A 13291-nucleotide genomic window follows, 5' to 3' on the forward strand; every position below is an offset into this window, starting at 1 on the left:
TTGGCACTACTTTGCGTTAATTATACCCTTGATTATTTCATCATGAATATGTCATTGCCGATAAAACGCGAATTTTTAGTTGTCAGCTACAGCTTCAGGTACTGGACTATCTTCAAAGTCGAGCTTTCCTTGCAGTGTTTTAATTCGAATGAGCGCCTTGTTCCATTGTTGAGCCAATCTTAATACTTCGGCTAGCACATCAATTGATTCTGACATTTGAGTAATAGAAATTTGTGAGCGGGTTCCTTCGACCAGCAATTTCCCTTTTAAATTATCGTGACTTGAATTTAGCTCATTTAATTGAATTTGCTGTATATCTAAGGTCCCAAACTCTGTTGTTCTGCTACTTTGCATAAAAGTCAGTACCTTAGCCAAATAATCTGTCATTTCCTGCTCTAACAGTTGAATTGCAAACGCTTCTCTTTTCTCAAACTGATAAGCAAACTGCTCTATCGTTAGGGTACAACTGAGAAAATACTGTTCAATTCTCAACAAAGTCGCGAGGTCTGCAGTGGTGTCATCGCCCAGTTCAACACGTCCAATATTGGCAATAAACTTTGATATTTCAGCCGACAGTAATTTCACCGTTTTGACATCTTTTTCAAGGTGAAACAGTCCCGAAGAACTCGATTTTATGGCACAAGCATACAAATTAATCACTTTGTCAGACAGTGCAAGGTTTTCGAGCACCAGAGCGTTAACAGCGATGACTGGGGTCTGTGCGATGCTGTTGTCTAAAAACTGTGGATGTGAGTCTTTTTCTTCTCGAGCATGAAAGCGCCCCTCGAGGAAATTCGCTAGACGATCATTAAATGGAAACACCAACAACACGCCGAGTATATTAAATACACTGTGAAAAAGTGCCAATGATATTGCTGCATCAGAATTCATTTCAAAAAACCGAGCAAAAGCTTCAATTAGGTAAAATATTAAAGGCATAACCGCCAAAGCAACTAAAGCGGTTGACGAATTGAATATCACTTGGGCGGCTGCTACACGTTTCGCGCTAGGAGTGGCACCTATTGCCGCAAGCAGTGCTGTTGAAGTTGTGCCAATATTTGCACCTATAACCATCGCACCGGCCGCATATATCCCTACCATTCCGGAGGACGCTGCGGTTATCGTCAAAGCAATTGAAGCACTCGAACTTTGAGTTAGCATCGTCATTACAATACCAACTAACAGGAAAGTAAAAATACCTGATATTCCTTCAGCGGTAAGTTCACTAAGATTAAATGTTTGCACCAAACCCTCAAATGAAGTTTTAAGCACATCTATACCGATAAAAAATAACCCAAAGCCTACCAACGCTAAACCAAAAGACGCTAATTTCCCCTTTTGTTTGACCAGTTTTAGAATCATTCCCACACCAACCATGGGTAGAGCAAACGCCTGAATATCAAACTTGAAGCCTAAAATTGCAACCAACCACCCCGTCATGGTGGTGCCAATATTAGCGCCATAGACTATTCCCAATGCTTGACGCATGCTAATGAGGCCAGCGTTCACAAAACCTAAGGAAGCCACGGTAACAGCGCTCGAGGATTGCACTACTGCCGTCATAAAACACCCAGACAAAATTCCCCTTAAAGGGGTTCTGCTTGATTCTGCAAGTAACTTTCTTAAGGAGGAACCCGCAGCCAGTTTAAGGCCATCAGTCATCATACCGATAGCCAGTAAAAATAGACCAAGTCCACCCAGTATTGTGCCCATTAACGTTATCGAATCCACTATATTTTGCTCTCAGTTAGGTTACTCGGCTTAAGGGAAATATTTGAATGGCCAGTAAAACGTTGAACCGTTGTGCACGTAACAACGTCACCCAATACATTTACTGAGGTTCGACACATATCTAAAATGCGATCTACGCCAAGGATGAGTGCAATTCCCGCCGCGGGAATTCCCACTCCTTCGAGCACCATGCTCAATATAATAATACCAGCGCCAGGCGTTGCCGGCGATCCAACAGACGCAGCAATAGCCATAGTCACGATAAAAATGTAACTAAACATACTTAAATCAACGTTAAACACCTGAGCTAAAAATACCGTCGCCACGCCTTGATACATTGCAGTTCCAGTCATATTAATGGTGGCCCCTAAAGGAATTAAGAATTGTGCTATTTCCGGATTAACCGCTAGTTTGTCTTCAACAACTTGCAGACTAATCGGCATTACAGCTGCTGAACTACTAGTAGAAAAAGCCAGCAATAGCAACTCTTTAACGTTATTGAAGAACTCGCCTACTGTTTGTGTGAGTGTCACTTTAGCAACAACAAAATATAGAAATGCCAGAATGAGCAGTCCAAGTACGACTGTTGCCACGTAAACTACCATTCCTGCCAATACCTCGACCCCTAGATTTGCCACTAAACGTGTAATCAGTCCAAAAACAGCAATCGGCGCCAGCAACATAGCCCAAGAAACAATGCGCAGACTGACGTCTTGTAACGCACCCATCAAGTCAAATAATGGCTTAGATTGCTGCGCTGGTATTGACAACATAGCTGCACCGAGCACCGCTGCAAATAAAATAATTTGTAGCATCTCTCCGGATGCCATAGACGCCAGTGGATTTTTGGGGATCAGCGCTGACACTTTGTCAGGGAGTTCCGACATGGCGGGAAAACTCTGAACAATATCACCAGTGGCTGGCGCTGAAGGCATATCTACCAGTGCACTCGCATCAACAAACTGACCAGGCTGAATACTTAATGCTAATGCAATCCCAACTGCAGCTGCAATCGCTGTAGAAAACATGATAAAAATTAACGCAATTAAACCATTTTGTTTAATGGCTGCGGGGTTATTGTTAGCTGCTAACCCTCTGACGATAGAAGCAACGACTAGAGGAACAACAATCATCTGAATGACGGCTAAAAATATCTGCCCAGGTAGCGCTAGCCATGCGGTAAGGGCGGCGACTAATTCACTTTTTACGAATCCTAAATCTGGACCTAGTAATATGCCTGAAATCACACCCAAAATTAACGCTATGATGACTTTCAACCAAAGCCGACCATTAATAAGGTTGTCAAGTTGATTGGCTAGGTTTTTAAAAGGACTGACAATAAATGATTTCATGTGCTACCACTAGTCGTTTACAGCTTGAGTCACTAGTTAATTCAAAACAACAAGCAGTAATTATTAGCAATATTGCAGCTTAACAAGGGGACCTTTTAATGGTCTTGACGCAAGTCAACTAATTAACTGGCAGGTTATGATTGTTTAGGTTGAAACCCCAAGTAAAAAAGTAAACAAGTAAACAAGTAAACAAAACTTAACTGAGTTTCTATATCGTCCCTAGACAGATATAGAAATTTTATGCATGATCATCACATCGCGTTATACATTTGCAATTATTGTGTTTATATCAATTATACTTTTTCCCATTGTTCTCCCCATACTATTCACAAGACTCAAAAGCGCCTCCAGTTTTTACATTACTTTTAGGAAATACCATGCAACAAATTGTTATTGTAGGCGGAGGCGCGGGTGGCTTAGAACTCGTTAGTCAACTGAGTCGAGCATTAGGCAAAAAAGGTCTGGCAAAAATCATTTTAGTTGACCGGCAGCCTACCCATGTTTGGAAACCTTTATTACATGAGGTGGCGGCTGGGGTGATAGATAAAAACTCTGATGGTGTGGATTACCGAATTCATGCCGCTCGTCACAACTATCAATTTCAACTCGGAAACATGAGTAACATTGATCCGTTGAACAAACAAATTACACTGGATCCTCTCTTAGATGAACAAGGGGAACCGCTGTTGCCTAGTAGAGTAATTGACTACGATTATTTAGTGCTAGCAATTGGCAGTGTCAGTAATGATTTTGGTACACCTGGAGTAGCTGAACACGCTTACTTTTTAGATTCCTTGGCTCAAGCCGAGCGTTTTCATAAAGCATTATTAAATCAATTGTTAAGGATCAATCAACAATCAGACAGCGACAGTACACTACAAGTAGCGATTGTTGGAGCTGGCGCAACTGGAACTGAATTAGCAGCTCAATTGCATCATGTGGCTAACTTAGCTCGATCCTATGGTATGCCTGCCATGTCTTCAGAACGCTTAGAAATTTCAATTATTGAAGCAGGGAAGCGGATATTACCTGCCCTACCGGAACGAATTGCAGTATCAGCCAAAAAAGCCCTAACAAAACTGGGCATTAAAGTTCTCGAAGGGACTCGAATAGTTAAAGCTGAAAAGGCGGGATTTGTTACTAACAATGACCAATTAATTGCAGCAGACCTTCTAGTATGGGCCGCTGGGATCAAGGCCCCTGACTTTATTCAAAGACTCAATTTGTTTGAAACAAATAAAGCACAACAAGTGTTAGTCAATACACATTTGCAAAGTACTATAAGTGAACAAATATTTGTCATTGGTGATTGTTGCGGCTTTAAGCAAGAGGACGGAACATGGGTACCACCGCGTGCCCAATCCGCTCATCAGATGGCAAGTTTAGTGGCTACAAACTTAATCAATATCAACAAAGATAAGCCACTAGCTGACTACCACTACACCGACTATGGCTCTCTGGTACATTTAAGTAAATATAGTACCGTCGGAAGCCTTATGGGTAGTTTAAGTAATAGCAGTATGTTTATCGAAGGCCGCATTGCAAGATTGGTCTATATTTCTCTATACAATATGCATCAGTTTGCCGTCCATGGTTGGCGTAAGGGGTTGTTGGTATTACTGACTAGAAAACTAAGTAATATTGTAGGACCCAAACTGAAACTGCATTAACCCACACAACACGAACTACAGACAGATAAATTGATATCCAGTTTACCTGTCTGTAAGCCGATCTAACGGCCTAAAATTAAATCTGTTACCCCAAAAAAACCATATAAAATAGGTTGATGCAGCAAATAAATAATCAACGAATGTTGCCCCAAAAATACCACTTTGTTTAACTTTCCGTTTGGTTTAATCCTAATGTTGAAAAGTCTCTTGTGCATAACAAATATCCCGATTAGCACCACGCCTATCCAAGGAAAAAAGCTCACGAGATCCACGGTAAAGGTAGGTATACCAAGATGAAACACACTCCACTCCCATAACGGATACAGATCATAGGTATTAGTTCCATAACCCGCTATACACAAAATACCTAGTACTAGCGCCAAGTTCGGAGCTCGAACAAACAAAACTGAAACTGGCAGCGCTACAGTAATAAAATGTATGATCCCAAAGTACACCCAAGTATTTGGGTCCATTAATACACTGCCTAAGGTAATAAAAAGCGAAACAGAAAACAGCTTAGCTATTGCCATAGCGAGCTTCTTTTTATTTATTGAGTGATGATATGCCAAATAACTACTCATACCCACAGCCAACAAAAAACAGCTCACAATGATCGCCCTAAATACTCGCCATTCAAAATCTTCACTGGTACTAAAATAAGCCCAATTAAACACTGTTAAATCGTAACTGAAGTGAAAAATAACCATCAAGATTATGGCTACACCTCTGAGTAAATCAGTTTCGTAATTTCTAGTATTCCTAGCGACTTGAGTGTTTTCCATTTTACTTTTGGTGATCCTTAAGCCATTCATTTAAAAGCTTAATTTGCCCACACTTGTATGCTGCATAGGTTATGCGTAACGCATTTGATAACATTTCACTGTCTGTCCAACCTGTTTTTTCGGATAACTCTGCATAACAGTCCATGGCTTGGGGAGTAACATAACCCCTCACCTGTTTTTTTCCTTTGTCTTTCTGTTTTTCTCTGAAGCGCCGTTGTTTTTCGGCATTAGCACTGCGTTTAATTTGGCTCATATCATTCAAAAATTCATATCTTTAGGTTAAATTGCTCAAAAGGTGAAATATATCACTGTTCAGAGTTGTTTAGCTTACAACTGTTCGCTAAATTACCCACCTCAGAATATTTAGGCAGTATATAGAATGACAGTACAACAAAATAGTTTCACAAAAGAAGAACTTTTATCTTGCAGTACCGGGGAATTGTTCGGGCCCGGAAATAGCCAGTTGCCGGCACCAAATATGCTAATGATGGACCGCATTGTTGAAATATATGAAACCGGCGGAGCTCACGATAAAGGCTATATAGTAGCGGAGCTTGATATTACTCCAGACCTTTGGTTTTTTGCTTGCCACTTTCCTGGCGACCCAGTTATGCCAGGTTGCCTAGGACTCGATGCGATGTGGCAATTAGTTGGATTTTTCTTGGGATGGTCAGGTGGACCGGGCAAAGGCAGAGCATTGGGAGTCGGCGAAGTTAAATTTACTGGACAAGTGTTACCCTCGGCTAAAAAAGTGACTTATCGAATCGATTTAAAACGTGTCATCAAACGTAAACTATTTATGGGATTAGGTGATGGAACAGTGGCCGTTGACGGTAGAGTGATTTATCAAGCGAATGATTTGAAAGTAGGATTATTCCAAGATACCAGTAGCTTTTAATTCGGTTTAATGGTCACCATGAATGTTTTATAAAAATTAAAGCCCCAATTCTGGGGCTTATTAATTTAACTATTTATCGACTGATTAGTCCGATACTTCTATCTCCGATGGCCTCTCGCCACCCTCCTAACCACTCAGATCTTGTATTTGAAGTATGAAACGGGCAGTTCTCTTTTGAACGACCTGCTATGCCTGCTTGGTAACCTTTAGAATGCGCCCTTGAAAGTTTATCTCTTTTTTGTCTTTTCATTGAGTTTCCTCTTTTGAATGATTAATTACCTGTGGAGAATTGATCACCACGTAATAGAGATAGTGGATACTGATGTTTGGTTCAATAGTAAATGTTAGTTAAATTATTTGACATTATTTAACTGATTGAAAAAGTGTGTTTTTTGCCCATAAACTAAATTTGTATATAAAACCGGCTATTTTAACATAAATGTAATAATACAAATCTACGCTCGTTTTCTAGTCTAGAGGTGTGTCAAAAGACGAATATTCATAGCTCTTTTATAGCTCAATAGTGCGTATTTATCTCAACGATCACTTTTATCATTTAGCTAATGAGCACTCAACCCCGCCTAAGTTTATACGTCTAAGCATGGGTGTAAACAAAGTGACTTATGAGTCATTATGATTATTACTTACATAAACAAAGAACCCGCCTTTAGGCGGGTTCTTTGTGTTTAACATACATTAAGTTAGACTGAACGTTTTATACGTCGAAAGCCTAGCACTAACAAGCCAATTCCCAATATCCATGAAAGGTTAGCGCCTTGCCTATCTCTATTCTCTTCATCGGGTACATCACATGCTTCAATTTCACCACCTACTATTGGAACCAGTTTAACCGCAGTGACTAAGTCAACTATAATTTCACTACCGGCTGAATCGAGGATCACTTCTCCCGAAGCATCCTTTGATGGCCCTTGATATCTAGCCGTTGCAGCGATTTCTCCGTTATCATTTATGCTATTCGCTTGCACTATTTTATAAGGTGAATCACAGTCAATTAGACTTTGTAAACCACTAAACTCTTGGGTTTGATGATCGTATAAAAAACCTTCAGTGCGACGTCCTGTTAACGAGGCATCGATATCTCCATAACCAACAACTTGACCATTGTTATTGATATCTAACGCTACGCTCGAAGATCCCAAAAAGAAGTCATCAGGGAAAGTTAACTCTGACAAATTCATATCGTAAACGTAAAACTTGGTTCTATTGGTACCGTTTACCGATTTAACTTGATAGCCCACCACCAGATTATCATTATTGATATCTTGGGCGGTACTGATAGTGTTTGAGGTTCTAGCCACTATACGTTCAGGATCGGGGGTTAAATTAATAATTTCGTCACCATCAAATATTACACCGTAATTACGGATTACGGTGACGTCACTTTCCGTATATTCCCCGTTTGAAATTCCAACAGCAATACCATTATCGTTAATTGCTATGGCCTGACTACTATAAACGGTAGTATCTTCGGCTTCTGGCTCAAAAAGTAATCCTAGTTCTTTGGTATCTAACAAATTACCTTGGTCGTCTAATTGCCAGATTAACCCTCTGAGATGCGCATAAGAGGTAACGGAATTACTAAATGTTGTCACTACACTACTGATACAGGACTCAATTGGAACGTCCCCTCTGGATGGAAAGTCAGTGGTATCAGGATCGTCGTCGTCTACAAGTCCCTCATCTTCACAGTCTTCAATGGCGGTTTCTAACGTATCAGTTAAAAATGAAGTTGAACCGTAACCTACAACCTGATTACTTTCGTTAATCCCAAAGGCATCACTAAAACCGCCAGCGATAGTTTCAGGCGCGGGTAAATCAACTATTCTATTTCCCAAACTAACAAAACCGCGTGTTCCAAATTCGTGCACGATAAACGTGACATCGTCTCCGTCTTCAAAGGTATAGTCTACTTTATTGTAAAACCCTTCACCGCTACCCACAGCCATACCTGAATTGTTAATATCCCTAACGTTAGTATTAGTAGCAATTGAAAACTCGTTACTGAAGTCGGTGAGTTGATCAAAACCAGTAATGTAATCTGTTTCATTTTCAGAGGCTAAAAAACTAATACGATTAGCAATTTGCTGCGAGCTTTGGGTACCATCCGCTGAACTTATTAAGGCCAGTAACAACTGATAATCAACACTATTGAAATCGCCATTGCTCGCTGCTTGAACATCAGTTAGCAGACTGATTAAAGTTTCAGATTCAAAATCTAATAAATCTAAATCAATAGGTATATTGAACGGCGAGTTCACATTGACTGTAACATTGCCATCTTGATTGATTGCACTAGGGAAACTATTTTGTCCTTTATCAGCAACAGGTAATTCAACCACTGTGTACTTAGCAGCTTGGGTACTAGGCGCTACCAAAAGGGCTAAAGATAATGCGGCGGCTAGCCTTGTTTTAGTCATGTATAATTAATCCTACTTACTACTAATATGTTAATTGTTATTTTCTTTTTTATATTATGTTATTCGTTCAAAGCTTCAATCTCATCCCACCTTTCATAACTTTGGTTTAGCAACTTTTCTGTTTCAGCTAATTCTGCAAGTACGGGGTCTGATTTTTCCGCTCCTTGGCTAAAAAAATCAGGAGAATTGACTAATTGTTGTAAATTCTCTATTTGATTTTCAAGCGATTCAATTTTCAAAGGTAAAGATTCTAATTCAAGTTGTAATTTATATGATAACTTTTTAGCCTTTACTTCCGCAGAAATATTTTTAGGACTCTGAGTTTGAGGTTTAGTTGCAACTTTTGTCACTTTTTGTGACCTATGTTGAGCGTACCAGTTGCTGATATCAGTGCAGCCACCAACAAATTCTCTAATTTTCCCTTTACCTTCGAAGAAATAGCTCGATGTGACTACGTTATCAACAAACTCCCTGTCATGGCTAACTAAAATGACCGTTCCAGGATAACTACATATAGTATCTTCTAACAGTTCTAAGGTTTCTACGTCTAAGTCATTTGTTGGTTCATCTAAGATAAGAATATTGCTAGGCTTTAACATCAACTTCGCCAATAACAATCGATTCTTTTCTCCACCAGATAGGGATTTTACAGGGGAATTGACACGTTCTGGTGTAAATAAGTAATCTTGTAGATAACTCATGACATGTTTAGTTTTACCATTGAGTGTGACTTCTCTTCTTCCGTCAGCAATAGCATCTATGACTTTTAGCTCGCCATCTAATTGGTCTCGGTGTTGATCAAAATATGCCACTTCAAGCTTTGAGCCCGATTTAACTACACCTGAAGTTGGTGACAATTGGCCCAATAACAGTTTAATCAAGGTACTCTTACCACAGCCGTTAGGTCCGACTAACGCTAATTTTTCCCCTCTAAGAATAGTGGTAGTTAAGGACTCTACAATCAGTTTATCGGCAATGCTGTAATGAAGGTTTTCGGTTTCAAAAACTATTTTTCCTGAGCTCTTAGACTCGCTGACACTGACTTTAGCCGTGCCTAATTTGTTGGCTCTAAGTGAGCGTTCAGTTCTCAATGCTTTGAGGGCACGTACTCGTCCTTCATTGCGGGTACGGCGAGCTTTAACACCTTGTCTTATCCATGCTTCTTCAATGCTTAACTTTTTGTCGAATAACGCATTTTGTGCTTCTTCCACTTCCAAATCATGTGCTTTTTGGTCGAGATATGCTTGATAATTACCTGGATAACTCACTAAGTTTCCGCGGTCTAAATCGATGATACGACTGGCAACTCTGCGAATAAATGCCCTGTCATGACTAACAAATACTACCGCACCTGAATACCCCATAATGGCATCTTCAAGCCATTTGATCATGTCAATATCTAAGTGGTTTGTAGGCTCGTCTAAAAGTAGAATATCTGGTTCACTCGCCATAGCTTTTGCTAACGCGGCTTTTCTTCTCCAACCTCCAGACAAATTGCTTAGTTGTTGATTCGGATCAAGCTGAAGTTTGGTTAAAACCTGCTGTATACGTTGCTCAAGCTGCCAACCATTGTGATGGTCAAGTTGCTGCTGGAAGAACTCTAACTTGGCCATATTCGCATCAGAGGGATCTTCTGCAACTAAATCTGCGGTGTGAAAATATCCCTTTAGATACTCCCCTACCTCAGCCAACCCTTCTGCTACATAATCAAACAGACTACATTGCACACTTGCTGGTGGATCTTGTGGTAAACGGGAAACCTTTACTTCCCTATTTATCAAACGTTGACCGTCATCCAATTTGATATCAGCTTCAATCACTCGAAGTAAAGTGGACTTGCCACAACCATTGCGACCCACTAGACACAACCTTTCTCCTGGATGAATGACTAATTCAATACCATTTAATAAAGGGGGATGACCAAGAATGATACTGGCATTTTTTAACTGCAATAAACTCAACGTAAAAACTCACCTATTTGAAAAGAATCGAATGGCCAAGGTAATTCAGTTTGGTTATCTTCTCGGAATAAAACGGGTATCCGCGCACCAAACAAATGATACAAATCCGCGCTTGAACGCACATCGACTTTTTCAAGCTTAGATGCTGCGTGTTTATCCACTTCCTTAAGTAACGCCTCTGCCTGTTCACAAAGGCAGCAACCTTGGCCTGTATATAAAATTAAACCCATAAAACCTAATCCACCTTAGTGTTTAACAAGTGACCAACAATGGTGTATTTTTGGATTGCGCAGAAAATCTTCTGGCAGAGTTTGCTTGGATATATCTTGGATTTTCAGTCCTAAACTACTCAGGGCTGCTTGATCTAACTTAAACTGGCGTAAGTTGTTTGAAAACAAGATTTCACCACCTTGATTAAGGCAAGTTAACGCATCGGTGATTAAAGCAACATGATCTCTTTGTACATCCCAAGTTCCTTCCATTCGTTTTGAGTTGGAAAAAGATGGGGGGTCAATAAACATGAGATCGTACTTACCATTGTGGCGACTCAACCAAGTTAAACAATCAGCTTGAATAAATTCGTAGGCACCGCTTAACTTATTTAGTTTAAAATTTTCTTTCGCCCAATCAATGTAGGTGTTTGACATATCCACTGTGGTAACAGACTTTGCTCCACCCAAGGCCGCGTGCACGGATACACTTCCAGTGTAGGCAAATAAATTGAGCACATCTTTGGCTTTAGATTTTTTTTGAACCAACTGCCTTGTCACTCGATGATCTAAGAATAATCCAGTATCTAAGTAGTCATATAAGTTCACTTGAAATTTTGCACCGTTTTCAAACACTTCGATGGTTTCTTTTCGTTGTGACACTTTTTGGTATTGGTTTTTACCTTTTTGTTGCTCTCTGACTTTAAGAATAATCTTATTTGCTTCTACCCCTGTGGCTTGGGGCAAAGACATCATTACGTCTTGTAATCGCTTTTTAGCTTTTTGTTCGGGTACATCCTTAGGAGCTGAATACTCTTGAACCACTAGGTAATCTGCATATCTATCTACTGCCACATTGTATTCAGGTAAATCAGCGTCGTAAATTCGATAACAATTGGTGTTTTGAGTTTTTAACCATTTTTTTGTCTTTACTAAGTTTTTTGAAATGCGATTAGCAAAATCATTATTAATGGTTTTATTTTCTCTAACTTGGCAATTTTTTTCATCTAATTCAAAGTTAACCAATGAACATTCTAATTTGCCGTTCATTAATTTATATTCTTTCTTGGCTGCTAACTTCATTTCCCGTAACAAATTGCGGTCTGATGTTAACAGCGACAGATGCCACGTTTTAAACTCTTGTTTTAACCAGGTTCCCCACTTTTGGAACACTGGGATTAGTTGTGTTGTTTCACTTAACCTTTCACCATATGGAGGGTTACTCACTATGTAACCGCTAGGTAAATTTGATGAGGGCAGCGTGCACGCGTCTTGTTGGCTGAATTTGATTAAGTTAGACACCCCTGCAGCGGCAGCATTTTCTTTGGCCACCGCTATTATTGAGCGCTCAATATCGTTCGCCCAAATCACGCCATCATGATTTCGGCCGGCTTGCTCTGATTCCTTAATTAATTGATCCCATGCAGATTTATCATGTTCTTTCCAAGCTTCAAAACCCCAAGACTGGCGTTTTAGACCGGGTGCTATATTTGCAGCAATCATCGCGGCTTCAATAGCAACAGTACCAGAACCACACATAGGGTCTATGAGTGGCGCTTGAGTATTCTTACACCAACCGCTTCTTATTAACATGGCACTGGCTAAATGTTCTTTAACCGGGGCTATACCGGTTTTCGCTCGATAATGCCTTTGGTGCAGACTTTGTCCCGTTAAATCGATATAGATGCCTAGGATGCTGCGCCACATACGCGCTTGAACTCGTATGCTAGGAGATATTTTACTGACCGATGGTCGCTCATCAAAAAACGTAGAAAACTGATCGACTATGGCGTCCTTCACTTTTAAGCCACCAAACTGGGTGTTATTAATACTCTGATTAGTACCAGTAAAGTCGACCATAAAAGTATCATTTACACCAAAATGAGTTGACCAGTTAGCCTGATCTGCTACCTTATAGACATCATCAGCGCTATTCACTTCACCTTCGGCAAGTTTAACTAACACGCGGTTTGCCAAACGAGACCAAATACAAACCTTATATGCATCAGCGAGATGACCGCTAAACAACACTTGGCCAGGTTTAGATTTTAGTGCCACGTCTGGGCATATTTCTGCTATCTCTTCTAACAGCAATCCGTCTAAGCCCTTAGACGTAGTGATTAAAAATTCGAACGTGGTTTGGCTCATTGCGCGACTCAAGATACTCTATGATTAAAACGGCCGCGATTATACGGTAATTGTCATCTAAGCGCATGTTTAATCGGTAAATAATGGGCAGGAGGATTTTAT

At 40.1% G+C, this 13291-nt stretch carries 11 protein-coding genes; 2 read left to right on the plus strand and 9 right to left on the minus strand.

The window, feature by feature from the left end:
- Positions 1-75: 75 nt before the first annotated feature.
- Together KO534_RS05510 and KO534_RS05515 are read right to left on the minus strand one after the other, a co-directional pair.
- Positions 76-1731 (minus strand): Na/Pi cotransporter family protein, encoded by a 1656-nt coding sequence (locus KO534_RS05510; RefSeq protein ID WP_215928193.1) that lies wholly within the window; start codon positions 1729-1731, stop codon positions 76-78.
- A complete protein-coding gene (locus KO534_RS05515; RefSeq protein WP_215928194.1) occupies positions 1731-3083 on the minus strand; it encodes a dicarboxylate/amino acid:cation symporter in 1353 nt (450 codons plus the stop codon). The genes KO534_RS05510 and KO534_RS05515 overlap by 1 nt, the downstream gene beginning before the upstream one ends.
- A gap of 377 nt (positions 3084-3460) precedes the next feature.
- Here KO534_RS05515 and KO534_RS05520 point away from each other — a divergent pair, with 377 nt between their 5' ends.
- On the plus strand, positions 3461-4753 hold the full coding sequence (locus KO534_RS05520; protein WP_215928195.1) for an NAD(P)/FAD-dependent oxidoreductase: 1293 nt from the start codon (positions 3461-3463) through the stop codon (positions 4751-4753).
- Between the two features lie 62 nt (positions 4754-4815).
- Here the strand turns inward: KO534_RS05520 and KO534_RS05525 are convergent, their stop codons facing one another.
- Both KO534_RS05525 and KO534_RS05530 read right to left on the minus strand, forming a co-directional pair.
- Positions 4816-5535 carry a DUF1624 domain-containing protein gene (locus KO534_RS05525; RefSeq protein WP_215928196.1) on the minus strand — a complete coding sequence of 240 codons (720 nt, stop codon included), beginning with the start codon at positions 5533-5535 and terminating at the stop codon, positions 4816-4818.
- A gap of 1 nt (position 5536) precedes the next feature.
- A complete protein-coding gene (locus tag KO534_RS05530; protein ID WP_215928198.1) occupies positions 5537-5788 on the minus strand; it encodes a hypothetical protein in 252 nt (83 codons plus the stop codon).
- A 126-nt stretch (positions 5789-5914) separates the two neighbouring features.
- On the opposite strand from KO534_RS05530, the gene fabA reads away from it, so the two are divergent.
- On the plus strand, positions 5915-6433 hold the full coding sequence (gene fabA / locus KO534_RS05535; RefSeq protein WP_215928201.1) for a 3-hydroxyacyl-[acyl-carrier-protein] dehydratase FabA: 519 nt from the start codon (positions 5915-5917) through the stop codon (positions 6431-6433).
- Positions 6434-6506: 73 nt separating this feature from the next.
- On the opposite strand, the gene rmf is transcribed toward fabA, so the two are convergent.
- From rmf to rlmKL, 5 genes are all read right to left on the minus strand, one after another.
- Positions 6507-6683 (minus strand): ribosome modulation factor, encoded by a 177-nt coding sequence (gene rmf, locus KO534_RS05540; RefSeq protein WP_215928204.1) that lies wholly within the window; start codon positions 6681-6683, stop codon positions 6507-6509.
- 451 nt (positions 6684-7134) lie between these two features.
- A complete protein-coding gene (locus KO534_RS05545; protein WP_215928207.1) occupies positions 7135-8871 on the minus strand; it encodes a DUF3466 family protein in 1737 nt (578 codons plus the stop codon).
- A gap of 59 nt (positions 8872-8930) precedes the next feature.
- Positions 8931-10832 carry an ATP-binding cassette ATPase Uup gene (uup, locus tag KO534_RS05550; protein WP_215928209.1) on the minus strand — a complete coding sequence of 634 codons (1902 nt, stop codon included), beginning with the start codon at positions 10830-10832 and terminating at the stop codon, positions 8931-8933.
- Positions 10829-11062, minus strand: coding sequence for a glutaredoxin family protein (locus KO534_RS05555; protein WP_215928211.1), 234 nt, complete (start codon positions 11060-11062; stop codon positions 10829-10831). The genes uup and KO534_RS05555 overlap by 4 nt, the downstream gene beginning before the upstream one ends.
- A 15-nt stretch (positions 11063-11077) precedes the next feature.
- On the minus strand, positions 11078-13189 hold the full coding sequence (gene rlmKL / locus KO534_RS05560; protein ID WP_215928213.1) for a bifunctional 23S rRNA (guanine(2069)-N(7))-methyltransferase RlmK/23S rRNA (guanine(2445)-N(2))-methyltransferase RlmL: 2112 nt from the start codon (positions 13187-13189) through the stop codon (positions 11078-11080).
- Between the last annotated feature and the right edge of the window lie 102 nt (positions 13190-13291).

It is taken from the genome of Paraglaciecola arctica (genome assembly GCF_018861065.1).
GTDB classification, from domain to species: Bacteria; Pseudomonadota; Gammaproteobacteria; order Enterobacterales; family Alteromonadaceae; genus Paraglaciecola; species Paraglaciecola arctica_B.

Excerpts from the sequence above, each read along its gene's own strand:
- KO534_RS05555 (WP_215928211.1), bottom strand. The coding sequence starts at position 11,062 with ATGGGTTTAATTTTATATACAGGCCAAGGTTGCTGCCTTTGTGAACAG.
- KO534_RS05525 (WP_215928196.1), bottom strand. The coding sequence starts at position 5,535 with ATGGAAAACACTCAAGTCGCTAGGAATACTAGAAATTACGAAACTGAT.
- rlmKL (WP_215928213.1), bottom strand. The coding sequence starts at position 13,189 with ATGAGCCAAACCACGTTCGAATTTTTAATCACTACGTCTAAGGGCTTA.
- fabA (WP_215928201.1), top strand. The coding sequence starts at position 5,915 with ATGACAGTACAACAAAATAGTTTCACAAAAGAAGAACTTTTATCTTGC.
- KO534_RS05520 (WP_215928195.1), top strand. The coding sequence starts at position 3,461 with ATGCAACAAATTGTTATTGTAGGCGGAGGCGCGGGTGGCTTAGAACTC.
- KO534_RS05530 (WP_215928198.1), bottom strand. The coding sequence starts at position 5,788 with ATGAGCCAAATTAAACGCAGTGCTAATGCCGAAAAACAACGGCGCTTC.
- KO534_RS05545 (WP_215928207.1), bottom strand. The coding sequence starts at position 8,871 with ATGACTAAAACAAGGCTAGCCGCCGCATTATCTTTAGCCCTTTTGGTA.
- KO534_RS05515 (WP_215928194.1), bottom strand. The coding sequence starts at position 3,083 with ATGAAATCATTTATTGTCAGTCCTTTTAAAAACCTAGCCAATCAACTT.
- rmf (WP_215928204.1), bottom strand. The coding sequence starts at position 6,683 with ATGAAAAGACAAAAAAGAGATAAACTTTCAAGGGCGCATTCTAAAGGT.